Source organism: Streptomyces sp. NPDC051315 (assembly GCF_044455165.1).
Classification (GTDB): Bacteria; Actinomycetota; Actinomycetes; order Streptomycetales; family Streptomycetaceae; genus Streptomyces.
The window spans coordinates 1-23,770 of the sequence record NZ_JBITEN010000034.1 but is presented as its reverse complement, the minus strand read 5'-3'; the positions used below and the strand labels follow the sequence as shown (position 1 = coordinate 23,770).

23 protein-coding genes are annotated in these 23,770 nt (G+C 71.8%); 14 read left to right on the top strand and 9 right to left on the bottom strand.

Annotated features, from left to right (window positions below; genetic code table 11):
• Positions 1-16 precede the first annotated feature (16 nt).
• The gene (locus tag ACIBBD_RS38145) at positions 17-1,105 is read left to right on the top strand and encodes a hypothetical protein (protein ID WP_399424521.1); all 1,089 of its coding nucleotides are present in this window, start codon (positions 17-19) and stop codon (positions 1,103-1,105) included.
• Positions 1,106-1,326: 221 nt separating this feature from the next.
• Here the strand turns inward: ACIBBD_RS38145 and ACIBBD_RS38140 are convergent, their stop codons facing one another.
• On the bottom strand, positions 1,327-1,800 hold the full coding sequence (locus tag ACIBBD_RS38140) for a hypothetical protein (protein ID WP_399424519.1): 474 nt from the start codon (positions 1,798-1,800) through the stop codon (positions 1,327-1,329).
• A gap of 334 nt (positions 1,801-2,134) precedes the next feature.
• Here ACIBBD_RS38140 and ACIBBD_RS38135 point away from each other — a divergent pair, with 334 nt between their 5' ends.
• The 9 genes from ACIBBD_RS38135 to ACIBBD_RS38095 all read left to right on the top strand — a co-directional run bounded on the left by ACIBBD_RS38135 (position 2,135) and on the right by ACIBBD_RS38095 (position 12,762).
• The gene (locus ACIBBD_RS38135) at positions 2,135-3,364 is read left to right on the top strand and encodes an amidohydrolase (RefSeq protein WP_399424517.1); all 1,230 of its coding nucleotides are present in this window, start codon (positions 2,135-2,137) and stop codon (positions 3,362-3,364) included.
• Between the two features lie 270 nt (positions 3,365-3,634).
• Positions 3,635-4,705, top strand: coding sequence for a BMP family protein (locus tag ACIBBD_RS38130; RefSeq protein ID WP_399424515.1), 1,071 nt, complete (start codon positions 3,635-3,637; stop codon positions 4,703-4,705).
• A 240-nt stretch (positions 4,706-4,945) separates the two neighbouring features.
• Positions 4,946-5,992 carry a BMP family protein gene (locus ACIBBD_RS38125; RefSeq protein ID WP_399424513.1) on the top strand — a complete coding sequence of 349 codons (1,047 nt, stop codon included), beginning with the start codon at positions 4,946-4,948 and terminating at the stop codon, positions 5,990-5,992.
• A 391-nt stretch (positions 5,993-6,383) separates the two neighbouring features.
• Complete coding sequence (locus ACIBBD_RS38120; RefSeq protein ID WP_399424553.1) at positions 6,384-8,039, top strand: ABC transporter ATP-binding protein; 1,656 nt, start codon at positions 6,384-6,386, stop codon at positions 8,037-8,039.
• On the top strand, positions 8,036-9,160 hold the full coding sequence (locus ACIBBD_RS38115) for an ABC transporter permease (RefSeq protein ID WP_399424512.1): 1,125 nt from the start codon (positions 8,036-8,038) through the stop codon (positions 9,158-9,160). Before ACIBBD_RS38120 ends, ACIBBD_RS38115 begins: the two co-directional genes overlap by 4 nt.
• On the top strand, positions 9,160-10,422 hold the full coding sequence (locus ACIBBD_RS38110) for an ABC transporter permease (RefSeq protein ID WP_399424510.1): 1,263 nt from the start codon (positions 9,160-9,162) through the stop codon (positions 10,420-10,422). Before ACIBBD_RS38115 ends, ACIBBD_RS38110 begins: the two co-directional genes overlap by 1 nt.
• On the top strand, positions 10,419-10,808 hold the full coding sequence (locus ACIBBD_RS38105; protein WP_399424508.1) for a cytidine deaminase: 390 nt from the start codon (positions 10,419-10,421) through the stop codon (positions 10,806-10,808). The genes ACIBBD_RS38110 and ACIBBD_RS38105 overlap by 4 nt, the downstream gene beginning before the upstream one ends.
• An 86-nt stretch (positions 10,809-10,894) precedes the next feature.
• Entirely contained in the window at positions 10,895-12,178 is a 1,284-nt protein-coding gene (locus ACIBBD_RS38100; RefSeq protein ID WP_399424506.1) for a thymidine phosphorylase, read from the top strand.
• Between the two features lie 296 nt (positions 12,179-12,474).
• Complete coding sequence (locus tag ACIBBD_RS38095) at positions 12,475-12,762, top strand: hypothetical protein (RefSeq protein WP_399424504.1); 288 nt, start codon at positions 12,475-12,477, stop codon at positions 12,760-12,762.
• 226 nt (positions 12,763-12,988) lie between these two features.
• Here ACIBBD_RS38095 and ACIBBD_RS38090 read toward each other — a convergent pair whose 3' ends face one another.
• Together ACIBBD_RS38090 and ACIBBD_RS38085 are read right to left on the bottom strand one after the other, a co-directional pair.
• Positions 12,989-14,164 carry a GDSL-type esterase/lipase family protein gene (locus tag ACIBBD_RS38090; RefSeq protein ID WP_399424502.1) on the bottom strand — a complete coding sequence of 392 codons (1,176 nt, stop codon included), beginning with the start codon at positions 14,162-14,164 and terminating at the stop codon, positions 12,989-12,991.
• A 42-nt stretch (positions 14,165-14,206) separates the two neighbouring features.
• On the bottom strand, positions 14,207-14,788 hold the full coding sequence (locus ACIBBD_RS38085; RefSeq protein WP_399424501.1) for a TetR/AcrR family transcriptional regulator: 582 nt from the start codon (positions 14,786-14,788) through the stop codon (positions 14,207-14,209).
• Between the two features lie 98 nt (positions 14,789-14,886).
• Here ACIBBD_RS38085 and ACIBBD_RS38080 point away from each other — a divergent pair, with 98 nt between their 5' ends.
• Complete coding sequence (locus ACIBBD_RS38080) at positions 14,887-15,273, top strand: STAS domain-containing protein (RefSeq protein ID WP_399424499.1); 387 nt, start codon at positions 14,887-14,889, stop codon at positions 15,271-15,273.
• On the opposite strand, the gene ACIBBD_RS38075 is transcribed toward ACIBBD_RS38080, so the two are convergent.
• From ACIBBD_RS38075 to ACIBBD_RS38065, 3 genes are all read right to left on the bottom strand, one after another.
• Positions 15,157-16,173 carry a sigma-70 family RNA polymerase sigma factor gene (locus ACIBBD_RS38075; protein WP_399424497.1) on the bottom strand — a complete coding sequence of 339 codons (1,017 nt, stop codon included), beginning with the start codon at positions 16,171-16,173 and terminating at the stop codon, positions 15,157-15,159. The genes ACIBBD_RS38080 and ACIBBD_RS38075 overlap by 117 nt on opposite strands.
• 108 nt (positions 16,174-16,281) lie before the next feature.
• Positions 16,282-17,406, bottom strand: a complete 1,125-nt coding sequence (gene dnaN, locus ACIBBD_RS38070) for a DNA polymerase III subunit beta (RefSeq protein WP_399424495.1) — start codon at positions 17,404-17,406, stop codon at positions 16,282-16,284.
• 91 nt (positions 17,407-17,497) lie between these two features.
• Entirely contained in the window at positions 17,498-18,784 is a 1,287-nt protein-coding gene (locus ACIBBD_RS38065) for an MFS transporter (RefSeq protein ID WP_399424493.1), read from the bottom strand.
• Between the two features lie 63 nt (positions 18,785-18,847).
• Between ACIBBD_RS38065 and ACIBBD_RS38060 the strand changes: the two genes are divergently transcribed.
• Positions 18,848-19,798: a LysR substrate-binding domain-containing protein gene (locus tag ACIBBD_RS38060; RefSeq protein WP_399424491.1), complete on the top strand. Its 951-nt coding sequence runs from the start codon at positions 18,848-18,850 to the stop codon at positions 19,796-19,798.
• Between the two features lie 130 nt (positions 19,799-19,928).
• Here ACIBBD_RS38060 and ACIBBD_RS38055 read toward each other — a convergent pair whose 3' ends face one another.
• On the bottom strand, positions 19,929-20,690 hold the full coding sequence (locus tag ACIBBD_RS38055; protein ID WP_399424489.1) for an alpha/beta hydrolase: 762 nt from the start codon (positions 20,688-20,690) through the stop codon (positions 19,929-19,931).
• 113 nt (positions 20,691-20,803) lie between these two features.
• On the opposite strand from ACIBBD_RS38055, the gene ACIBBD_RS38050 reads away from it, so the two are divergent.
• Both ACIBBD_RS38050 and ACIBBD_RS38045 read left to right on the top strand, forming a co-directional pair.
• On the top strand, positions 20,804-21,928 hold the full coding sequence (locus ACIBBD_RS38050) for an adenosine deaminase (RefSeq protein ID WP_399424488.1): 1,125 nt from the start codon (positions 20,804-20,806) through the stop codon (positions 21,926-21,928).
• A 172-nt stretch (positions 21,929-22,100) separates the two neighbouring features.
• On the top strand, positions 22,101-22,457 hold the full coding sequence (locus tag ACIBBD_RS38045) for an ATP-binding protein (RefSeq protein ID WP_399424486.1): 357 nt from the start codon (positions 22,101-22,103) through the stop codon (positions 22,455-22,457).
• A 189-nt stretch (positions 22,458-22,646) separates the two neighbouring features.
• Here the strand turns inward: ACIBBD_RS38045 and ACIBBD_RS38040 are convergent, their stop codons facing one another.
• Together ACIBBD_RS38040 and ACIBBD_RS38035 are read right to left on the bottom strand one after the other, a co-directional pair.
• Positions 22,647-22,850, bottom strand: coding sequence for a PspC domain-containing protein (locus ACIBBD_RS38040; RefSeq protein ID WP_399424484.1), 204 nt, complete (start codon positions 22,848-22,850; stop codon positions 22,647-22,649).
• 95 nt (positions 22,851-22,945) lie between these two features.
• Entirely contained in the window at positions 22,946-23,497 is a 552-nt protein-coding gene (locus tag ACIBBD_RS38035; protein WP_399424482.1) for a VanZ family protein, read from the bottom strand.
• Positions 23,498-23,770: the final 273 nt, after the last annotated feature.

The window sequence follows — 23,770 nt, the reverse complement described above, 5'->3', positions numbered from 1 at the left end:
GGACGGTCGTACGACGATGAGCCCTCGCGCCGGGAACCCCGGCACCACCCCCCACACCCTCGCGTTCGTCGAGAGCCCGGTGCAGCTCCTGAACGTCCTGGAGTGGGCGCACGCCCAGGAACTCCACGCCCAGGAGCAGCCCGGCGCGGGGCTCACCGTCGTCGTCCTGTCCCCGACCGACCCGATGACCCGCGGCCAGCTGCGCCGCATGGCGGAACTGGCCCGGGACGAGGGCCACGAAGTCCGCTGGGAGGAGGCCCGCGGCGGCACCACGGCCCCCTTCCGCACCATCGGCGGCCTCGCCCCCCTGCTGCGCAGGGCGGACCGGGTCGTCATGGGAGACCCCTTCTCCCGCTACGTCCAGCTCCTGCTGACGATCACCCGGGCCGCCGACCTGGTCGTCGTCGACGACGGCACGGCCACCATGGAGTTCGTCGGCCAGCTCGCCCGCGGCGAACGGCTGGTGCGCTGGCACCGCAAGGGCGCCCGCCCCGGCCCCCGCGACCTGCTCTTCGCCCCCGTCTCCGCCGCCGCCCGCCGCCGCCTGACCCCGGGTGCCGACCGGCGGGTGCAGGTCTTCTCCTCCATGCCGGTGGGGGACACCCCCGCCGACGTCACGGTCACCTCCAACACCTTCGCCTGGACCCGGGACCGCTTCGGCCCGCCGCGCGTGACGAAGGGCGCCGACGTGGTCGGCACCTCCCTCGTCGAGACGGGCGTCGTGGACGGCGACCGCTATCTGCACGCCGTCGGCGTCCTCGCCAAGGCCCACGGCGCCTCCCGCTACTTCGCCCACCGCCGCGAGAGCGCCGACAAGCTCCACCGGTTGGCCGTGGAGACCGGCCTGGAGGTCGTCCGCCCCGACCTCCCCCTCGAACTCATCGCCCGCCGGGGTCCGATCGGCCGCACCGTCCTCAGCTTCCCCTCCACCGTCGTCCACACCCTCCCCCTGGCCCTGGCCGGCACCGACGTCCGCGTCGCCGTCTGCGACATCGACCCGACCTGGCTCACCGCACACGCCTCCCCCCGCGCCCAGGGCTTCCTGTCCGGCGTGACGGACACGGCCCGGGGGGTGGACCGGCTGGCGGCGGTGAGCGTGGTCTGAGCGAAGGGGCCATGAGCGGGGACCTGCTCGGCCCACGCGCCGGGAGGAAGGCCCGGGACCGCTCCGATCCCTCGTCGGACTCCAGCACGATCCGGGCCGGCACGGCGAACCCGGTGCCGACGAGAGGGCGGCGACCGTCTCCGGGGCCCGCCAGAAACCCTCCCCGCGCCCTCACCTCCCCGCGCAGCCACCTTCCCGCGCCCTCACCTCCCCGCGCGCCCTCACCTCCCCGCGCCCCCACCTCTCCGCGGCCGCTCCTCCTCCCAACGGCCCAACCCGCCGAAGAAGCTTGCCTCGGCCTCCTCCGGCAGCACCTCCGCTCGCTCATGTACCTCGGCGAACTCCGGCACCGCGGCCCCCTCCGGCGCCGGAACGCCGCCAGGAACCTCGACCGCGTCCGGCACCTCCGCGCCCTCCCACACCTCGCCGCCCCACGCCCCGACCTCCCGCACCCGGCCGTCCAGCCCCCCGGCCCCCGCCACCGTCCCGTCGCCCCGCCACGCCCGCCACGCCCGTCCGACCGCCCACACCAGGCCTCCCAGCAGCCACCCCGCCAGGATCATCGCCGTCAGGCCGCCCAGGACCAGGAACGCCGTCCCGAACAGACCGAACCTCGCCAGGGCCCCCGGATCCGGGCCGCAGCCGCACGCCCACACGGGCTCGGCCGCCGCCAGGGTCCGCGTCAGTGTCGTCATGGGGAGACTGTGCCCCGCCCGCCCCCGGCGGTCGCGCAGCGTGGCGGAAACGGGACGTGGAGGTGATGCTTCCGGGACCGGGCCCCGTAACGGTCCCGCTCCGTGGACATTCCCGGCGTGGTTGCCGTGGGCCGTGGTATCCGTGGAGAGAGGAAAAAAGTGGGACGGGTCAGATTGTCATGATCCACTCGGGCAAAGTCGGCCGAGTTTACCCGTCCCGAACGACAGCCATGCGCCGCGCGGCCAACTTTTCTTTCCCCGAACGGGTTGAAGTTTTGTTGATCGGGTCAGTTGACCGCCCCGGCGTCCTACCCTTCAGAGGGTGAAGCAACTGATGTCCCGAGAGTCCGAGGCCGATTCCGCCGGGGAAGCCGTGCTCCCCGGCACCCTTCCCGAGCCCCTGCGCGCCGAGCTCGTCGCCTTCCGCCGCGACCTGCACATGCACCCCGAGCTGGGCAACCAGGAGTTCCGTACGACCGCAGCGATCAAGGAGCGCCTGGAGAAGGCGGGCCTGAAGCCGCGCGTACTCTCCGGCGGGACCGGACTCATCTGTGACATCGGCGACTGGGCGGACGGCGTCCCCGTCCTCGCGATGCGTGCCGACATCGACGCGCTGCCCATCCCGGACACCAAGACCGAGTGCGCCTACCGCTCGACCGTGCCCGACCGCGCCCACGCCTGCGGCCACGACGTGCACACCACCGTCGTCCTCGGCGCCGGCCTCGTCCTCGCCGACCTGCACCGCCAGGGCCTGCTCCCGCGACCGGTCAGGCTGATCTTCCAGCCCGCCGAGGAGGTGCTGCCGGGCGGCGCCGCCGAGGCGATCGAGGACGGCGCGCTGGACGGCGTCGGCCGGATCATCGCCGTGCACTGCGACCCCCGGGTCGACGCCGGCATGATCGGGCTGCGGGCGGGTGCCATCACCTCCGCCTGCGACCGCCTGGAGATCGCCCTCGACGGGCCCGGCGGCCACACCGCCCGCCCCCACCTGACCACCGACCTCGTCACCGCCGCCGCCCGGGTCGTCACCGACGTCCCCGCGCTCGTCGGCCGCCGCGTCGACACGCGCGCCGGACTCGCGGTGACCTGGGGCCGGATCGACTGCGGTCACGCCCCGAACGTCATCCCGCAGCACGCCGAGCTGGCGGGCACCGTGCGCTGCCTGGACATCGAGGCCTGGCGGCAGGCGCCCGACCTCGTGGTCGCCGCGATCGACGAGGTCGCCAACCTGCACCGCGCCAAGTCCGAGATCAACTACGTCCGCGGCGTCCCGCCGGTCGTCAACGACGCCGACGTCACCGGCCTGCTGCGCGAAGCGATGGTCGCCCGGCACGGCGAGACGTCCGTCGAGAGCACCGAGCAGAGCCTCGGCGGCGAGGACTTCTCCTGGTACCTGGAGCGCGTGCCCGGCGCCATGGCCCGCCTCGGCGTGCGCCACCCGGGCGAGCGCACCGTCCGTGATCTGCACCAGGGCGACTTCGACGCCGACGAGTCGGCGATCAAGGTCGGCGTGGAGCTGTTCACCGCCGCCGCACTGTTGGACGCGGCGACCCGAGTGGCCTGAGAAGGACCTCGCCGGCGGACGAAGGGATGACCGAAAGGTGACCCTTCGTCCGCCGGGGTCATGCGGGCGTAACCGGGGAAACCCCGTTGTGACGCGGGGGCGGCACGAATCGGTAACGGCCCGGAGAAACCCCGTTCCCCTCCCCTTCTACGCGCGTTACTGTGCGCGAAACCCGCCACCCGGACGGCCTGTTGGGGAACCGCACCGGAGGCGCCGAATGGGGACTCGCGGGCCGGTCGACGGCGCCGCGGGGATGAAGGGGTGCTTGCTGTGCGTCTGACATCTCGGAGGGCCGGACTCTCCCAGGCAGTGGTGACCGTCGCGGTCGTCGCGCTCGCGGCCGCCGGCTGCGGCGAGTCCAGCACCGGCTCGAAGGCCGGTGACAAGGAGTCCGGCACGTACTCGGGCAAGGGCATCGGCCTGGCGTACGACATCGGCGGCAGGGGCGACCAGTCGTTCAACGACGCCGCCTACGCCGGTTTCCAGAAGGCCGACAAGGAGTTCGGCATGGGCGGCCGGGACGTCGAGCCGCAGGACGGCGAGTCGAGCGCCGACAAGGTGCAGCGCCTGACCCAGCTCGCCCAGGCCGGCTACAACCCGGTCATCGGCGTGGGCTACATCTACGCGCCCGCCGTCAAGGAGGTCGCCGCGAAGTTCCCGGACACCACCTTCGGGATCATCGACGACGAGACCGTCCAGGCCAAGAACGTCGCCGACATGGTCTTCCACGAGGAGCAGGCGTCCTACCTGGCCGGTGTGGCCGCCGCCAAGGCCTCCAAGAAGGCCCACATCGGCTTCATCGGCGGCGTGGACATCCCGCTGATCCACAAGTTCGAGGCCGGCTACGTCCAGGGCGCCAAGTCGGTCAACCCGAACATCAAGATCGAGTCGCAGTACCTGACGGAGACGCCCCAGGAGGGCGGCTTCTCCAGCCCCGACAAGGGCAAGGCGGGAGCCGAGGGCCAGATCGAGGCCGGCGCCGACGTCATCTACCACGCGGCCGGCCTCTCCGGCCAGGGCGTGATCTCCGAGGCCGCCTCCAAGAAGGTGTGGGCCATCGGCGTCGACTCCGACCAGTACCACCAGAGCTCGCTGGCCGCGTACAAGGACTACATCCTCGGCTCCGCGCTGAAGAACGTCGGCGGCGCGGTCTACGACCTGGCGAAGTCCGTCCACGAGGGCAAGCCCCTGTCCGGCGTGGTCCGCGGCAGCCTCTCCAACGACGGTGTCGGCTTCGCCGACTCCAACCCGAAGTACAAGGCCATGACCGACGTCGTCGCCGCCGTGAACGCGGCCAAGCAGGACATCATCGACGGCAAGGTCAGGGTCAACACCAAGTAACACTTTCGCCCGGCCCCGGACGGCCCGCTGCGGCCCCTTCTGCGCCCTTACGGGCGTCCTTGCAGACCAGCGCCCCTTGCCTTCCGCGAGGGGCGCTGCGCTGTCCGTAGTCTGGACAGTAACTGTGGCCACAGCTCGATAACGGACCGGACAGAAGGGTTTTTCCGTCAGGTCTACGCGCGTTACGCTGCGGCGGAACCAGCGCCTGGTATGGGCGCTTGCACAAAGGAGTCACGTTCCATGCGCCGGGTGTCCCGTATCGCCGTTGCGGGTGTTGCTACCGCAGCCCTCGCCGTCACCGTTTCCGCCTGCGGAAGCTCGTCCAAGTCGTCCTCCAACGGCGACGACAAGAACCTGGGCCTCGCCCTCGCGTACGACATCGGCGGCAAGGGCGACCAGTCCTTCAACGACGCCGCCACCGCGGGCATGGAGAAGGCCGACAAGGAGTTCGGCTACAAGTCGACCGCGGTCGAGCCGCAGGACGGCGAGGCCGAGGCGGACAAGGTGCAGCGCCTGGAGAGCCTGGCCAAGCAGGGCTACAACCCGGTGATCGGCGTCGGCTTCGCCTACGCGCCGGCCGTCAAGGAGGCCGCGGCCAAGTTCCCGGACACCACCTTCGGCATCGTCGACGACGAGACCATCAAGGCCGACAACGTCGCCGACCTGGTCTTCCACGAGGAGCAGGCGTCCTACCTGGCCGGTGTCGCCGCCGCCAAGGCCACCAAGTCCAACGTGGTCGGCTTCATCGGCGGTGTGGACATTCCGCTGATCCACAAGTTCGGGGCCGGCTTCAAGCAGGGCGTCCAGGACACCAAGAAGGGCGTCACGGTCAAGGAGCAGTACCTGACCGAGACCGCCGCCGAGGGTGGCTTCTCCAGCCCGGACAAGGGTGAGAGCGCCGCCGAGGGCCAGATCGACGCCGGCGCGGACGTCGTCTACGCCGCCGCCGGCCTGTCCGGCCAGGGCGTCATCAAGGCCGCCAGCGCCAACAAGATCTGGGCGATCGGCGTCGACTCCGACCAGTACAAGCAGGACGCGCTGAAGGCGTACAAGGACTCGATCCTCACCTCGGCCATGAAGAACGTCGAGGGCGCTGTCTTCGAGCTGGCCAAGTCGGTCGAGGACGGCAAGCCCGCGACCGGCGTGATCCGCGGCAGCCTGGAGAACGGCGGCGTGAGCCTGGCGGCCTCCAACCCGTCCTTCGCCAACAACAAGGACATCCAGGACGCCGTCAAGAAGGCCGAGGAAGCCATCAAGAACGGCACCATCAAGGTGAAGACCTCCTGACCGGAGTGTCGTAGGCCTGTCGAAGGCATGGCCAAAAGAGCGCTGTAATGACAGCGTTACGGCCACGGAACGGGGCACGGGAAGGATCGTCCCCGGCACCGGTCTCGCCTGCCGGGTGACGCCCGGCGGGCACGCCCGCGGCATCACCGGAGGGCCCTGGCAGCTCCGCTGCACGGACCTTCCGGCGCCTCGCGGGCGCACCACCGCACGCCGCCCGGCCCGTCCTGCGGGCGGACGACGCGAGATCGGCGCCGGGGCCGCCCACGCCCCGTTCGCGCGGCAGAATGCTCGGAACGGATCGACACCAAAGCACGATCGATCAGGTCCGGGCACTATTTAAAGCAGGGGCGCTACGCGCGTAGAGCGACCCCTTTCCCGAGGAGAGTGCGCCATCGACGCGTCCAGCAGCCCTCCGCTCACCGCTCAGTCGACAGTCGCGGTAGAGCTCGCGGGCATCACCAAGCGATTCCCCGGTGTCGTCGCCAACCACGACATCCACCTGACCGTCCGCAAGGGCACCGTGCACGCCCTCGTCGGCGAGAACGGCGCCGGCAAGTCGACCCTGATGAAGATCCTCTACGGCATGCAGAAGCCGGACGAGGGCACCATCGCGGTCGACGGCGAGCAGGTGAGCTTCTCCAGCCCCGCCGACGCCATCGCACGCGGCATCGGCATGGTCCACCAGCACTTCATGCTCGCGGACAACCTGACCGTCCTGGAGAACGTGGTGCTCGGCAGCGAGAAGCTGTTCGGCATCGGCGGCGGCGCCCGCAGGAAGATCAAGGAGATCTCCGACCGTTACGGCCTCGGCGTCCGCCCCGACGCCCTGATCGAGGACCTCGGTGTCGCCGACCGCCAGCGCGTGGAGATCCTCAAGGTCCTCTACCGCGGCGCCCGGACCCTCATCCTCGACGAGCCGACCGCCGTGCTCGTCCCGCAGGAGGTCGACGCGCTCTTCGACAACCTGCGCGAGCTGAAGTCCGAGGGCCTCTCCGTCATCTTCATCTCCCACAAGCTGGGCGAGGTCCTCTCCGTCGCCGACGACATCACCGTCATCCGGCGCGGGACGACGGTCGGCACGGCCGTCCCCACCGAGACCACCCCGCGCCAGCTCGCCGAGATGATGGTCGGCAGCGAGCTGCCCACCCCGGAGACGGCCGAGTCCACGGTCACCGACCAGCCCGTCATCGAGGTCAAGGGCCTCACCGTCCACGCCAGCGGCGGCGCCTCCCTCGGCTGGGAGGACGAGCCCGCGGGCGAGGGCCTCACCGAGTTCGCGGGCGGCGGCGACGTCAAGCGCGTCCTGGACGACGTCACCTTCACCATCCACGCCGGTGAGGTCATGGGCATCGCCGGTGTCGAGGGCAACGGCCAGACCGAGCTGATCGACGCGCTGATCGGCACCCGGCACGCCGACTCCGGCACCATCGCCTTCCTCGGCCAGGACATCACCCCCTGGCCCACCCGCAGGCGCCGCGAGTCCGGCGTCGGCTACATCCCCGAGGACCGCCACCGCCAGGGCCTGCTCCTGGAGGCCCCCCTCTGGGAGAACCGCATCCTCGGCCACGTCACCGAGACCCCCAACGCCAAGGGCTTCTGGCTCAACCCCAAGGGAGCCCAGGCCGACACCCGCCGGATCGTCGAGGAGTACGACGTCCGCACCCCCGGCATCGACGTGACGGCCGCCTCCCTCTCCGGCGGCAACCAGCAGAAGCTGATCGTCGGCCGTGAGATGAGCCACAACCCGAAGTTCCTGATCGCCGCCCACCCCACCCGCGGTGTGGACGTCGGCGCGCAGGCCCAGATCTGGGACCGCATCCGCGAGGCCCGCCGCGAGGGCCTGGCGGTGCTGCTGATCTCCGCCGACCTGGACGAGCTCATCGGTCTGTCGGACACCCTCCGGGTGATCTACGACGGCAGGCTGGTCGCCGATGCCGACCCGGCGACCATCACCCCGGAGGAGCTGGGGTCGGCCATGACCGGTGCCGCGTCCGGGCACCTCGAGCACGTCGAAGAAGAAGCCGCCCCGGAGGACGAGGCCCGATGAAGAAGTTCGACAAGGAGCGCCTGCTCCTCGCGGTGGCCGGTCCGGTCATCGCGCTGGTCTCGGCGATCCTGCTGACCTCGGTCGTGCTGATCGCCTCCGGCAAGAACCCGTTCGAGCCGTACGGCCTGATGCTGGAGCAGATCCCCTACTCCGACGTCCAGGTCCTGATCATCAACCAGGCCTCGCTGTACTACATCGCCGCCCTCGCGGTCGCCCTCGGCTTCCGCATGAACCTGTTCAACATCGGCGTCGACGGCCAGTACCGCCTCGCCGCCATGATGACCGCGGTGGTCGGCGCGCACGTGGCGCTCCCGTCCTTCCTGCAGATCCCGCTGCTGCTGCTGGTCGGCGCGCTCACCGGCGCGTTCTGGGCGGGCATCGCGGGCGTCCTGAAGGTCACCCGCGGCGTCAGCGAGGTCGTCGCGACGATCATGCTGAACGCGATCGCCACCAGCCTCATCGGCTACCTCACCCTCCGGGAGAACTTCGGCGTCCTGGTCGGCGACAACGTCACGACCGGCGAGATGAAGGAGTCCGGCTGGGTCCCCGGCATCGACCTGGGCGAGGACGTCGGCGAGATCTACGGCCTGGTCTTCCTCGCCGCCGCCCTCGGCATCGGCTACTGGGTCGTCCTCAACCGCACCCGCTTCGGCTTCGACCTGCGGGCCACCGGCGAGTCCGAGACGGCCGCCGCCGCCTCCGGCGTCAACGCCAAGCGCATGGTCCTCACCGCGATGCTGATCTCCGGCGGAGTCGCCGGCCTGTCCGGCCTGCCGCTGCTGCTCGGCGACGCCCACACCTACAGCCTCAGCTTCCCGGCCGGTCTCGGCTTCACCGCCATCGGCATCGCCCTGCTCGGCCGCAACAACCCCGGCGGCATCGCCCTCGCCGCCCTGCTGTGGGCCTTCCTGGAGAAGACGTCCCCGGCCCTCGACTACGCCACCCCGGTGGCGTACGAGAAGGAGATCGCCACGATCATGCAGGGCCTGATCGTCTTCGCGGTCGTCATCTCCTACGAGGCCGTCCGCCAGTGGGGCCTGCGCCGCCAGCAGAAGCGGGTCGGCGCCGAGCTCGCCGCGGAGGCCGCCCAGAACAACGCCAACAAGGAGGTGGCGGCCTGATGTCCACCGCGACCATCGCCAAGCCGCAGGCCAAGCAGCCCGGCAAGGGCGGCCGCCGCATGTCTCTCCCGGTACTCCTGCTGATCATCGCGGGCGTGCTGGTCCTCACTTCGGTCGTCCGCCTGATCAGCGGCGCGGACGGCATCACCTCGACCGGCCAGATGTCCACCGCCCTGCGCCTGGCCGTCCCCATCGGCCTCGCCGGCCTCGGCGGACTGTGGGCCGAGCGCGCGGGCGTCGTCAACATCGGCCTCGAGGGCATGATGATCCTCGGCACCTGGTTCGGCGCCTGGGCCGGCTACCAGTGGGGCCCGTGGACCGGTGTCGCCTTCGGCATCATCGGCGGCGCGCTCGGCGCCGTCCTGCACGCCATCGCCACCGTCACCTTCAACGTCAACCACATCGTCTCCGGTGTGGCGCTGAACATCCTGGCGCTGGGCACCACCCGCTACCTGTCGAAGTTCACCTTCGAGGACGCCCCGCAGGGCTCCTCCAAGCAGTCCCCGCCGATCGAGTCGCTGGGCACCTTCGACATCCCCGGCCTGTCCGGCTGGCTGGAGACCCTGAACGGCAAGCACTGGTTCCTGGTCTCCGACATCGCCGGCCTGGTCGGCGGCCTGGTCACCAACCTCTCGCCGCTCACCGTCGTCGCGGTCGCCCTCGTCCCGGCCAGCTGGTACGTGCTGTGGCGCACCGCCTTCGGCCTGCGCCTGCGCTCCTGCGGCGAGAACCCGGTCGCCGCCGAGTCCCTCGGCGTCAACGTCTACAAGTACAAGTACATCGCCGTGATCATCTCCGGTGGTTTCGCCGGCCTCGGCGGCGCCTTCCTGTCGATCGTGGCGTCCAACGTGTACCTGGACGGCCAGACCGCTGGCCGCGGCTACATCGGCCTCGCCGCGATGATCTTCGGCAACTGGATGCCGGGCGGCCTCGCCCTGGGCGCCGGCCTGTTCGGCTACACCGACAGCCTCAACCTGCGCGGCGGCACCACCAACGTCCACGCGCTGATCCTGCTGCTCGCGATCCTGCTGGTGTTCGGCGCGGCCTACCTGGCCTGGAAGAAGAAGTACGTCTCCGCCGTCGTCACGCTGGCGGTCTCGGCCCTGATGTTCGTCTGGTACACCAGCGTGGACGAGGTCCCGCGCCAGGTCGTCTCCGCGGCCCCGTACCTCGTCACCCTGCTGGTGCTCTCGCTGTCCGCCCAACGCCTGCGCATGCCCAAGGCGGACGGCCTGCCCTACCGGAAGGGACAGGGCAAGTGACCGCCGTCGACTGGGAGAAGCTGCGTGCGGTGGCCCAGGACGCCATGTCCCGGGCGTACGCCCCGTACTCCGGCTACCCGGTCGGCGTGGCGGCCCTCGTCGACGACGGGCGGATCGTGTCGGGCTGCAACGTCGAGAACGCCTCGTACGGGCTCGGCCTGTGCGCCGAGTGCGGACTGGTCTCGGAGCTGCAGAACACCGGCGGCGGCCGTCTCACCCACTTCACGTGCGTCGACGGCCGGGGCGAGATCCTCGTCCCGTGCGGCCGCTGCCGTCAGCTGCTGTACGAGTTCGGCGGGCCCGGTCTGCTGCTGGAGACGCCGGCCGGGATCCTGCCGCTGGCGGAGATGCTCCCGCAGGCCTTCGGCCCGGACCACCTCAAATAACTCCCGTGCGGCCCCTCTGTCCCGCTGAGTCCGGGCAGGGGGGCCGCGCACATTCCGGAAAACTTCTGCACCTCGGAAGGAAAGTCATGGCCATGGACGCCATCTCCGTCATCCGCACCAAGCGGGACCGCGGTGAACTCAGCGACGATCAGATCGACTGGGTCATCGACGCGTACACCCGCGGCGAGGTCGCCGACGAGCAGATGTCCGCGCTCGCCATGGCGATCCTGCTCAACGGCATGAACCGCCGTGAGATCGCCCGCTGGACGGCCGCGATGATCGCCTCCGGCGAGCGCATGGACTTCTCGTCGCTGTCCCGCCCGACCGCCGACAAGCACTCCACGGGCGGTGTCGGCGACAAGATCACCCTCCCGCTGGCCCCGCTGGTCGCCGCCTGCGGCGCGGCCGTCCCCCAGCTGTCCGGCCGGGGCCTCGGCCACACCGGCGGCACCCTGGACAAGCTGGAGTCCATCCCCGGCTGGCGCGCCCTGCTCTCCAACGAGGAGATGCTGTCCGTACTGGACGGGACGGGCGCGGTGATCTGCGCGGCGGGCGACGGTCTCGCTCCCGCCGACAAGAAGCTGTACGCCCTGCGCGACGTGACCGGCACGGTCGAGGCGATCCCCCTGATCGCCTCCTCCATCATGTCCAAGAAGATCGCCGAGGGCACCGGCTCCCTGGTCCTGGACGTCAAGGTCGGCACCGGCGCCTTCATGAAGACCGTCGAGGACGCCCGCGAGCTGGCCTCGACGATGGTGGGCCTCGGCACCGACCACGGCGTGAGGACCGTCGCCCTGCTCACGGACATGTCGACCCCGCTGGGCCTGACCGCGGGCAACGCCCTCGAGGTGCGCGAGTCGGTGGAGGTCCTGGCGGGCGGCGGCCCGTCGGACGTGGTGGAACTGACGATCGCCCTGGCCCGCGAGATGCTCGACGCGGCCGGCGTGCGGGACGCCGACCCGGCGAAGGCCCTCGCCGACGGCTCCGCGATGGACGTCTGGCGCCGCATGATCGCGGCCCAGGGCGGCGACCCCGACGCGCCCCTGCCCACCTCCCGCGAGCAGCACGTCGTCAAGGCCCCCGCGTCGGGCGTCCTGACCCGCCTGGACGCCTACGACATCGGTATCGCCGCCTGGCGTCTGGGCGCCGGCCGCGCCCGCAAGGAGGACCCGGTGCAGGCCGCCGCCGGCGTCGAACTCCACGCCAAGCCGGGCGACGCGGTGACCGAGGGCCAGCCCCTGCTGACGCTGCACACCGACACCCCGGAGCGGTTCGCGTACGCGCTCGAGGCGGTCGACGGCTCGTACGACATCGCCGCCCCGGGCACGGCGTACACGGCGTCGCCGGTGGTGCTGGAGCGCATCGCCTGAGCGGATACGGCCCTGACCGGCCCTGATCCGGCCCCTGCGGCGGGCTGGGACGAGGCCGTTCAGGGCCGAGGCGGCGGTCCGGGGGTGCCTTCGTGTTCTTCGTCAGGCGTGCGGTCGGCTTCTGCGCGGGACTCGATCTTCTCCGTGGGGCATGAGACTGTCTGGTCGTGCGAGAGATGACGAGGGGGTTGGAGGAGGTCCTGGCCGAGGCGTCGTCTCCTGCGTGGACGCGACGTGTTCGTGCCGGGCGTGACCTTGCTTCCTGCGCCGATGTCCCTGAGGCTGCGGAAGCGTTGGTGGGTCTGCTGCTGGACGTCGAGGACACGGCGGTGACGCGGCAGACGGCGGAGGCTTTGACCCGGGTGGGGACGGTGGCCGCGATAAGGCTCATCGCTCTCGCGGTCGCCGAGGCTGACGACAACCGGGCCGACTGGCTGCGGACCGGGGTGCATGACGCGCTCGTGGGACCGGGTGGTGCGCCGGGCGTCGCAGCGGCCTGCGGAATGCTCGCCCGGGACCCGGAAGAAGCTGTCCGTCGGGGCGCCGCGGACATCGCGGCATGGGTGGACGACCCAAGCCGTTGATCTGCACCGCCTTCCCTGCGGGTTGGTTCACGCAGCCGTTGCCTGGGGGACCAGGGGTTCGTGGACGGTGCCGTCGCGCGGCATGGTCATTCGTTCTACAGCGGAAGACATGCCGGGCCCGGAGGCCCAACGGGGGCGCCGGCCTTTTGGGGCCGGGCCGCGTCGGGCCGGGCCGTGTCGGATCGGCGGGGGCGAGGAAACGGAAGCGGCCCCGCCCCGCCGTCCGTCACCCGAAGGCGCCGCCCTCCGCGAAGGCGAGCGCGGCGAACCGCTCGCCCATACGGCGGTGGGTCGCGGCGTCCGGATGCAACTGGTCCGGCAGCGGCAGCTCCCCCGCGTCGCCCTCGCCGTAGAGCGCCCGCCCGTCGAGGTAGTGCAGGTGCGGATCGTCGGCCGCCCGCTGCGCCACGATCCGGGCCAGCTCCTCGCGGATGACCCGCAGGGTCAGCTTCCCGCCCGCGACCTCCGCCCGGTCGCCCATGGGGACGAACCGCAGCCGCCCGCTCCCGAGATCGCTGAAGTCGGGGACGCTGGGCCCGGGCGTCTCCTCGTGCATGGGGCAGAGGATCGGCGAGACGACCAGCAGGGGCGTGGTGGGGTGGCCGTCCCGGATGGTGTCGAGGAAGCCGTGGACGGCCGGGGTGAAGGCACGCAGCCTCATCAGGTCGGCGTTGACCAGGTTGATGCCGATCTTGACGCTGATCAGGTCGGCGGGGGTGTCCCGCAGGACGCGCGCGGTGAACGGGTCGAGCAGGGCGCTGCCGGCCAGACCGAGGTTGATCAGCTCCACGCCGCCGAGTGAGGCGGCGAGTGCGGGCCAGATGCCGGTGGGGCGGGCGGCGTCGGAGCCGTGGCTGATCGAGCTGCCGTGGTGCAGCCACACCCTGCGGTCCGGATCGGCCGGCGCGGGTTCGACGGGGGCGTCGGTGCGCAGGGCGACGAGCTCGGTCGTCTCGTTGTGCGGCAGCCAGATCTCGATCTCCTTGGCGCCCTCGGGCAGGTCGGTGAAGCGGACGGTGCCGGGGGTGCCGGGCCGGTGCTCGAAGGTGCCGGTGGTCATGTCGATGGTGAGGCTGTGGCCGCCGGTCACGCTGCCCCGGCCGGTCAGGCGCCCGTCGACGAGCAGGTCGTACACGCCGTCCGGGCGGGGCGGGGCGCCCACGTAGTGCCGCTTGGTGGGGAGCGTGTCCAGCTCCACGGCGGTGGCCCGGGTGCGGAAGGCGAGACGGACGCCGGAGGGCTGGGACTCGGCCATCGCGAGTTGTTCGTCGGCGCACTGGGCGCGCGCGGCGGCGGGCAGGCGGTGCGGCAGGATGCCGTGCTCGGTGCGTTCGATCTCCAGGGCGCCGCGCAGCAGGCCGGCGGTGAGGGGAGTGGTGATCCAGGTGGCTTCGGAAGGCATGGCCTCGTCTCGTTCGATCGGCCGGGTGGGGGCTCAGCGCTGTCAGGGGGTCGGGTCCGCCGTGGGCCAGGTGCGCAGGAGGCTGTCGAGGGCGTCCAGGATGCGGGACCAGGACTCCTCGGAGTCGGGGGCGCTGTGGCTGAAGCCGCCGGCCAGTTCCAGGCTGACGTATCCGTGGAAGACGCTGCCCAGGAGGCGGACCGCGTGGGTCTGGTCCGGTTCGGTGAGGTCGTAGCCGCGCAGGATCGCCCGGGTCATCCGGGAGTGGCGGACGCCCGCGCCGGCCGCGGCGGCCGTCGGGTCGAGCGGGAACCGGGCCGCGGCATAGCGGCCGGGGTGTTCGCGGGCGTAGTCGCGGTACACGTTCGCCAGGGCGGTCAGGGCGTCCTTGCCCGCGCGGCCGGCCAGTGCGGCCGCTCCCCGGTCGGCGAGCTCCTCCAGGGCGAGCAGGGCGATCCGGGTCTTCAGGTCCTGGGAGTTCTTCACGTGCGAGTACAGGCTCGCGACCTTGACGTCGAAGTGCCGGGCGAGCGCCGAGACGGTGACGTGGTCGAAGCCGACCTCGTCGGCCAGGTCGGCACCGGCCCGGGCGAGGAGATGAGGGGTCAGCCCCACGCGTGCCATGACCGCCTCCTGTATGCCTTCGGCAGATGTTGGAGACCAGTGTGTATTTGCCTAAAGCCTTTAGGCAAGAGGACGCGTGTGTCGGTCAACCGGTCGCGATGAGTTACGCAGGCGGGGGCGGTCTACCGCTCGTGGATGCGACGACACCGCCTGTACTGGCCCTGGCCGGACCCGTCACCCGGAGCCGGGTGGCGGGCCACTGCGACGACCTGAGGATGCTGCTGGAGGGCAGCGGGGCCCGGGTGGTGGTCTGCGATGTCGCCGGGCTCGGGCCGCCGGGGCTCCTGGCCGTCGACCTGCTGGCCCGGCTCCAGCTGACCGCCCGGCGGGCCGGGGGACGCGTCCGGCTGCGGGACCCCGACCCGGCGCTATGCGCGCTGCTCGACCTCGTCGGGCTCCGCTTCGAGGTGGAGGGGCAGGCCGAACAGGGGGAACCAGCGCTGGGTGTCGAGGAAGAAGTGGAACCCGGTGAGGCGCCCGTCTGAGATCTCCAGGACCTGGATCGCCCACGGCGCGAAGCCGCCCGACTCCGGGTCCGGCTTGTACTGGGCGAACCCCGGCAGGCCGTTGACCTGCACCGGCAGCAGACGGGAGCCCTCGCAGGCGGATCCGACCGTGGTCATGAAGCCCGCGATGTCGTCATGGCCCGTCAGCCACAGGTCGAACGGCGGCATCGTCATGACCGCGTCCTCGTGCAGCAACGCCGTCAGCGCCGTCATGTCGTAGCCCTCGAAGGCGGCCACATAGCGCTCCAGGAGCTTCTGCTGCTCCTCGTCCAGAGGGTCCGACACCGCCGCGTCGGCCGCCTTGTCCTGCTGCTCGGCGAGGGTCGCGCGGGCCCGCTGGAGCGCGCTGTTCACCGAGGCGACCGAGGTGCCGAGCAGCTCGGCGACCTCGCTCGCCCGCCACGCCAGCACCTCGCGCAGGATCAGCACCGCCCGCTGCTTGGGCGGGAGCTGCTGGAGCGCGGCCATGAAGGCGAGGCGCACCGACTCCTTGGCGACGGCCGCCTCCGCCGGGTCCTCGACGGTGGGCAGCACACGCGCGTCCGGCATCGGCTCCAGCCAGGTGTTGTCCGGGCGGGGGGCGAGGGCGGCCTGCGCGAGCGGGGTGGAGTCCGAGAGGTCCACCGGGCGGGCACGCTTGTTGCCGGCCGTCAGCATGTCCAGGCACACGTTCGTCGCGATGCGGTACAGCCACGAACGCAGGCTGGAGCGGCCCTCGAACTTGTCGTAGCTCCGCCAGGCGCGCACCAGCGTGTCCTGCACCGCGTCCTCGGCCTCGAAGGAGGAGCCGAGCATCCGGTAGCAGTACCCCGTCAGCTCCACCCGGTGTTTCTCCAGCCTGACGTCCAGGCCGTCCATCGTCGCCGTACCGTCGGTCATCGTCGTCCACCCACCCCTGTGGCCGTTCTGTCACGCGCCTGTGCGCCAGTACTTCGGAAGCTACCGCAGCCCACTGACAATGGCCCGCCGAGTCGCCGGAACCCCAGGTCAGACCAGCTGTTTCACGGACATCAGCAGATGCCTGTGGGCCATCGGCCCCGCCGCCGCGCCCAGTAGCGCCCGCTGGCCCGTCCCGAGCAGCTCCAGCCGCAGTCCCGGCCGCTCGAAGGAGGTCAGCGCGTCCAGCAGGTACGCCGGGTTGAAGGCCACCGTGACCTCCTCGGCGCCGCTCAGCACGGCCGGCAGCCGCTGGGTCGCCACGTCGTCGCCGAACCCGGCCCGCAGCAGGACGGAGTCCGCCGAGAAGTCCATCCGCACCGGGCTGTTCGCCTCCGCCACCACCGCGACCCGCCGCACGGCCTCCGTCAGCGCCTCCCGGTCCACCTCGGCGACGGAGGCCCCCGCCATGTCGAACAGCTTCCCGTACCCCGGCAGCCGCCCGTCCAGCTGCCGTACGACCGACCGCATCCGGCCTCCCTCGAAGCCGACGGGGCCGCCGGCGCCGGGCCCTCGGTCCAGCCCGATCCGTACGGTGCCGCACCGCGCCAGCGAACGCGTCACGTCGAGCAGACGGCGCGCGGGCAGCAGGGCCTCCACCTCCGCGCCGGCCTCCGTCGTGGCCTCCGGCTTCCACTCCAGCCGCCGCACCGCGAACCGGTACCGGTCGGACGCCGACAGGGTCATCTCGTCGCCGCGCAGCCGGAACTGGACGCCCGTCAGAACCGGCAGGGTGTCGTCCCGGCCCGCCGCCACCGCGACCTGGGCGACCGCCGTGGCGAACTCGGCCGCGTCCACGGTGCCGTACGCCTCCGGCGGCGTGGGCGGGGTGGGGTACTCCTCGCGCGGCAGGGTCGACAGGCCGAAGCTCGTGCCGCCCGCCTCCACCGTGAACCGGGACCCGTCCAGGGCACAGCTCACCGGGCCGTCCGGCAGGACCTTGCAGATGTCCAGCAACCGGCGCCCGAGGACGAGCACCGGCCCGTCCGCCGTCCCCTCGACGTCCGTCTCGATCCGCGCCGCCGTCTCGAAGTCGAACCCCGACACGCTCAGCCGCCCCGCCGACACCTCCAGCAGCAGTCCGCCCAGCACCGGGACCGGCGTCCGCGCGGGCAGGACGCGGGCCGCCCACGCCACCGCCTCCACGAGGTCCCCGCGGTCGACCCTGAACTCCATGCACGAACCCCCTGCTCGGACCGGTTGTCGCCGCCGAAGCTAGCGGCGGCCACTGACAACCGGTTCCGAGCAGGGGGAACGCGAGGGGGCCTCAGTGGGCGGCCAGCGGGCCCCGCCGGGCCTCGAGGCGCGCCGCCCGCGTGCCGAACACCGTGATCGTCACGACCCCGAGCACCGCCAGGACACCCACGCCGACCGTGCCGGCCCAGCCGCCCGCGTGGAACGCCATCGCGCCGACCGTGCTGCCCGCGCTGGAGCCGAAGTAGTACGCGGACTGGTAGAGGGCGGAGGCCTGCGCGCGGCCGGTGGTCGCCGTCTTGCTGACCGCCGAGGACGCCACCGCGTGACCCGCGAAGAAGCCCGACGTGATCAGGACCAGGCCCAGCAGGACCAGCGGCAGGGAGTCGGCCAGGGAGAGCAGCAGACCCGTCGCCGTGGTGCCGCCGGCCAGGTAGAGCGCCCCGCGCCGGCCCAGCCGGCCGACCAGCCGGCCCGCCGTCGACGCCGACACCGTGCCCACCAGGTACACCAGGAAGATCGAGCCGACGACGCCCTGGGGGAGCGAGAACGGCTCCTGCGTCAGGCGGTAGCCGATCACCGTGTACACGCCGCCGAAGACCGTCATGAACAGCGCGCCGATCGCGTACAGCCGGCGCAGCAGCGGGTCGGCGAGGTGGTCGCGGACCGTGCGGACCAGGACGCGCGGGCGCAGCGAGCCCGGCGTGAAGTGCTTCGGGGCCGGCAGCAGCAGACGGAAGGCCACCGCGCAGGCCACCGCGACCGCGCCGATCACACCGACGGCGATCCGCCAGCCCCACTCCTGGGCGACCCAGCCGGTGATGACCCGGCCGCTCATCCCGCCGACGCTGTTGCCCGCGACGAACAGGCCGATCGCCGTGATCAGGGCCTTGGGGCGGACCTCCTCCGCGAGGTAGGCGGTGGCGGAGGCGGGCAGTCCGGCCAGGGCCGCGCCCTGCACCCCGCGCAGCACCACCAGCGCGCCCAGCGACGGCGCGAAGGGCACCAGCAGACCGACACCCACCGCGACCGCCAGCGAGACCGTCATCACCGCACGGCGGCCGTAGCGCTCCGACAGGGCGCTCATCGGCAGGACGAACAGCGCCAGCCCGCCGGTCGCCGCCGCCACCGTCCAGCTCGCCTCGCTCGCCGCGACCCCGAACTCGCCGGAGATCAGCGGGAGCAGCGCCTGCGTGGAGTACAGGAGGGCGAAGGTCGCCACGCCGGCCAGGAAGAGGGCGAGGCTCATCCGGCGGTAGCCGGGGCCGCCCGGGGCCATACGGGAGTCGGCGGAGGGGGACGAGGGAACGGTCGTGACGGCGCCCACGCTGGTGGACGCCCCGGTACTGGCGGGAGACATGCCTCGAACCTACGGACGACCCAACTCATCCGTCCAATGCACGGAATCGTCATAATCGTTCCCATGCCGCATCAGCAGAGGTCACAGGGTCAGCTGTCACAGTTCAGTGACACAGAAGACATCGTCACACTGCTCGCCCCACGGCTCGCGTACTTCGCGGGCGTCGCCCGTACCGAGCACGTCACGCGGGCCGCTCAGGAGATGCAGGTCCCGCAGTCGACCCTCTCGCGGGCCATGGTCCGCCTGGAGCAGGACCTCGGCGTCGACCTGTTCGCCCGCCGCGGCCGGACCGTCTCCCTCACCCCCGCCGGACGCACCTTCCTCACCTCCGTCGAACGCGCCCTCGCCGAGATCGAGAAGGCCGCCGACGAGGTGCGCGCCGACGCCGACGCGGCCACCGGCAAGGTCGCCTTCGGCTTCCTGCACACCATGGGCGCGGAGACCGTACCCGGCCTGATCCACGCCTTCCGCGCCGACCATCCCCGCGTCCGCTTCAGCCTCGTCCAGAACTACGGCGAGGCCATGCTGGAGCGCCTGCGGGCGGGCGAGCTCGACCTGTGCCTGACCTCACCGGTCCCGGACGCCCCCGACCTCGTCGCCCGCCGTCTCGACGAGCAGAAACTCCGCCTGGTCGTCCCCTCCGACCACCGTCTTGCCGCCCGCAGACGCGTCCGCCTCGCCGAGGCCGCCGACGAGGCCTTCGTCACCCTCGAACCCGGTTACGGCCTGCGCCGCATCACCGACGACCTCTGCCAGGAGGCCGGCTTCCGCCCCCGGGTCGCCTTCGAGGGCGAGGAGGCGGAGACCCTGCGGGGCCTGGTCGCGGCGGGACTGGGGGTCGCCCTGCTGCCGCCGCCCGCCGTGCCCCGCCCGGGCGTGGTGGAACTGACGGTGACGGCTCCGCGGGCGGTACGCGAGATCGGCGTGGCCTGGCTGGACGGCCACCCGGACACGCCCCCGGTGGCGGCCTTCAAGAAGTTCCTGTTGTCGAGGAGGGGGAACCTGCTGGCGTGACGAGGGGGCCCGCTGCCGCGCGAGGCAGCAGGCCCGGGGGGCGGGGCCGTATCGGGATGCGGCTCCGCCGCGTGGGCGCGACCGGCCACGGTCGACCCGCACCCCGACGCCGGCAGATCTCCCGACGGCGCTACCGCCGCAACGACTTACCGAACCCCGCGGCCAACGGCATCCTCAACCCCAGGGGCGGCGGAGCCGCCAACGCGTCCTCCACCGGTCGCGACAGCGCCCTCCCGAACAACACCCCCATCGCGAAGTCCTCCACCAGGCACAGGACTTCCGCCCGGTGCTGGTGCAACCCGTGCCCGTCCGAGTGCACTTCGAACCGGCACACCTCCCGGTTCACCTTCTTCGCCCTCGTCGCCAGCCGGAACGACAGCTCCGGATCGGTGCGTTCGTCGTTCGTGCCGTGCACGATCAGCACCCGCCGCCCCACCAACTGCTTCACCGGTTCGGGTGGCACCGCCACGTCCTCCTCCGGCAGCCAAGGGGCGATCGCCACCACCGAGTTGACGGCCTCGTGGCCGCCCGCGCGCAGCGCGGCCCGCCCGCCCATGTCGACGCCGGCCAGGCACACGGAGACGTCCCCGTAGCGCCGTACGGCCTCGTCGGCGGCCCAGGAGGCGTCGGCGGCGAGATGAGCCTCACTGCCGTTCCAGCCGCGGTAGCGGTAGTGCACGACGTGGACGGCCAGGCCCTCCTGCCGCCCGGCGCGCGCGAGTCTGCGTCCCAGGGCCCGGACCGGGCCGCCCGCCCACAGGGTCGAGGGTCTGCGGTCGGAGACCTCGTCGCCGCCCGGGAGGAGCAGCACGACCCCGCCCACCGTCTCCGGCTCCGGGCCGATCGCCTTCCCCAGCCTGGCCGTCCGCACCGGCGTAGCTTGCTGTCCCATGACAGAACAGTGTCAGAAGGGGCGGTGTACTCCACCCGTCCGTGCGGTCACCGTTACATATCGACGGAGTTGTACAGCGCGCGGTCTACGCGCGTAGGAGTTAGAGTGCGGAAATGACGAGCCAGAGCATCCAACAGGGCGTCACCCCGGACCCGGACCAGATCCGCCGGGCGCCCAAGGTTCTGCTGCACGACCACCTCGACGGCGGGCTGCGCCCCGGCACCGTCGTCGACCTCGCCCGGGACGCGGGGTACTCCCGCCTCCCCGAGACCGACCCCGGCAAGCTGGGCGTCTGGTTCCGGGAGGCCGCCGACTCCGGGTCCCTGGAGCGGTACCTGGAAACCTTCTCGCACACCGTCGGCGTCATGCAGACCCGGGACGCCCTGGTGCGGGTGGCCCGTGAGTGCGCCGAGGACCTCGCCGAGGACGGCGTCGTCTACGCCGAGGTGCGCTACGCGCCCGAGCAGCATCTGGAGGGCGGGCTGAGCCTCGAGGAGGTCGTCGAAGCCGTCGACGAGGGCTTCCGGCAGGGCGAGCGGCTCGCCCGGGCGGGCGGTCACCGCATCCGGGTGGGCGCTCTCCTGACCGCCATGCGGCACGCCGCCCGCGCCCTGGAGATCGCCGAACTCGCCAACCGCTACCGCGACCTGGGCGTGGTCGGCTTCGACATCGCCGGCGCCGAGGCGGGATACCCGCCCACCCGGCACCTCGACGCCTTCGAGTACCTCAAGCGGGAGAACAACCACTTCACCATCCACGCCGGCGAGGCCTTCGGGCTGCCGTCCATCTGGCAGGCCCTGCAGTGGTGCGGCGCCGACCGGCTCGGGCACGGGGTGCGCATCATCGACGACATCGAGGTCGCCGAGGACGGCTCGGTGAAGCTCGGGCGGCTCGCCTCGTACGTCCGGGACAAGCGCATCCCGCTGGAGCTGTGCCCCAGCTCCAACCTCCAGACCGGGGCGGCCGCCTCCTACGCCGAGCACCCGATCGGGCTGCTGCGCCGGCTGCACTTCCGGGCCACGGTCAACACCGACAACCGGTTGATGTCCGGCACCAGCATGAGCCGGGAATTCGAGCACCTTGTCGACGCGTTCGGTTACACGCTCGACGATCTCCAGTGGTTCTCCGTCAATGCTATGAAGTCAGCATTCATTCCTTTCGATGAACGACTGGCCATGATCAATGACGTGATCAAGCCCGGTTATGCCGAGCTGAAGTCCGAATGGCTGTTCCAGTAGGCCGCGTCGACCAGCGGTTCCGTGACTGCGGAAGAGTGAGGCGCGGTAATTCCGGACGCTGAATACGGCGGGGCCTTCACTGTCTGTCCGCACATCGATGTTTGCGGTGGGTGCCTTTCCGTGTTTACGGTCGTGGACCGCTCAGTTCCCCGTATTCGAGGACGCATTCATCATGAAGCAGTCTGCTGCCAAGACCCTCGGCGTCGCCGCCCTCGGCGTCGCCTTCGCCGCCGCCGGTGCGGGCGCCGCCCAAGCCGCCCCGGCCGTCCCCGACGCCACCCAGGCGCTGGGCGGTGTCACCCAGGCGCTGCCCGCGGAGAACGTCGCCAAGGCGCTGCCGGGTGCCGACCAGGCGGTGGAGCAGGCTCAGCCGGCCCTCGCCGCCGGCCTGGCCGCCCTGCAGCCGGCCGTCGAGCAGGCGCTCGCCGAGGGGCCGACCAAGCCGGTCGCCGGTCTGATCGGTGGACTGCCGGCCGGTCAGGGCCTGCCCACGCACGGGCTGCCGGTGAACGGGGTCCCGCTCGGCTGAGTCCGCGCCGCTGTACGCCGTCGGGCGCATTCGGTTCATCCGGGTGCGCCTGACGGCTTTTGTGCGTGCGGTTCGGTGCGTGCGGTTCGGTGCGTCCGGTTCGGCGTGGGGGGTCCGGCGTAGGCGGTTGGATGGTGTGGGCGTGGGTGTCGGTGGGCTGGGGGAGCGGTTACCGGTGCGGTGTGGTCGTCACCAGGCCGTGCGGGCCTTGTTCTCGGACGGCAGGAAGATCCACAGCGCTATGTAGAGCAGGAACTGCGGGCCCGGCAGCAGGCAGGACAGCAGGAAGATCACGCGCATCGTCGTCGCGGAGGTGCCGAAGCGGCGGGCCAGCGCGGCGCAGACTCCGGCGATCATGCGGTCGTGGGTGGGGCGGACGAGGCTGCTGGACATCTGCGGCTCCTTCGTGGGCGTCGGTCCGAGGCGGCCTTCGATGGCTGCCCCGTCTGTCTTCCACACTACGGAGACGAAGGGGATGAAACGTCGCTCTACGGGGCGATCCCGACCCTGGGAATCGTCGGGGTCCTACCCTGAGCCGGTTCCTCCGGGCGGACCGCGCGGGCCCTGCGGCGCTCGCTGCGGTGGCGGAGGTGGGCGCGGGTCACCGGGACCACCGCGGTGTGGGCCAGGGCCACGCCCGTGGTGTTCAGGAGGAGCGAGTCGACGTCGACCACCTGGCCGGGCACTCCCGTCTGGAGCAGTTCGATGGCCAGGGACAGCAGGGCGCCCGCCGTGACCGTGCGGAGCAGGGAGGCGAGCGGGGAGACGTGGAGCCTGCCGTGCGCCAGGGGGAGGAGGACGCCCAGGGGGGCCAGGAGCGCGAGGCCCTCGCCGATGCGGCGGGCCCCCTGCGCCCAGCCCAGCTCCAGGTCGGCGCGGATGCCGGCGAGGGGCTGCAGGTTGGGGGGCATCACCCAGGGGACGTGCAGGGGGCGCAGCGTGAACCAGGCGACGAATACCAGGTGTGCGACCAGGAGGACACTCCCGGTCGCACGGATGCGGATCGCGGCGCTGCCGCCGATGGAGCCTTGACGCTGCACGTCCCCCTAGACGCGGGGTGCGGCGCGATCGGTTCCGGCGGGTGGGGGGAGGCGTGCGACACACCCGCGGTGGGCTGGTGGTGCCGGGTGGTGTTGGGCGGGGCGCCGGGCGGTGGTGAACGGGGCGCCTGGTGGCGGTGGTGGGTGGGGCGCCTGGCGGTCGATGGGTGGGTCGGGGTCGTGGCGGTGCGGCGAGCCCGTCGCGCGTTGGGCGTACGGCTGCCTGTCGGTAGCAGTGGAACGTGGCTGTGCAGCGCTGAGCGACGGGCTGCG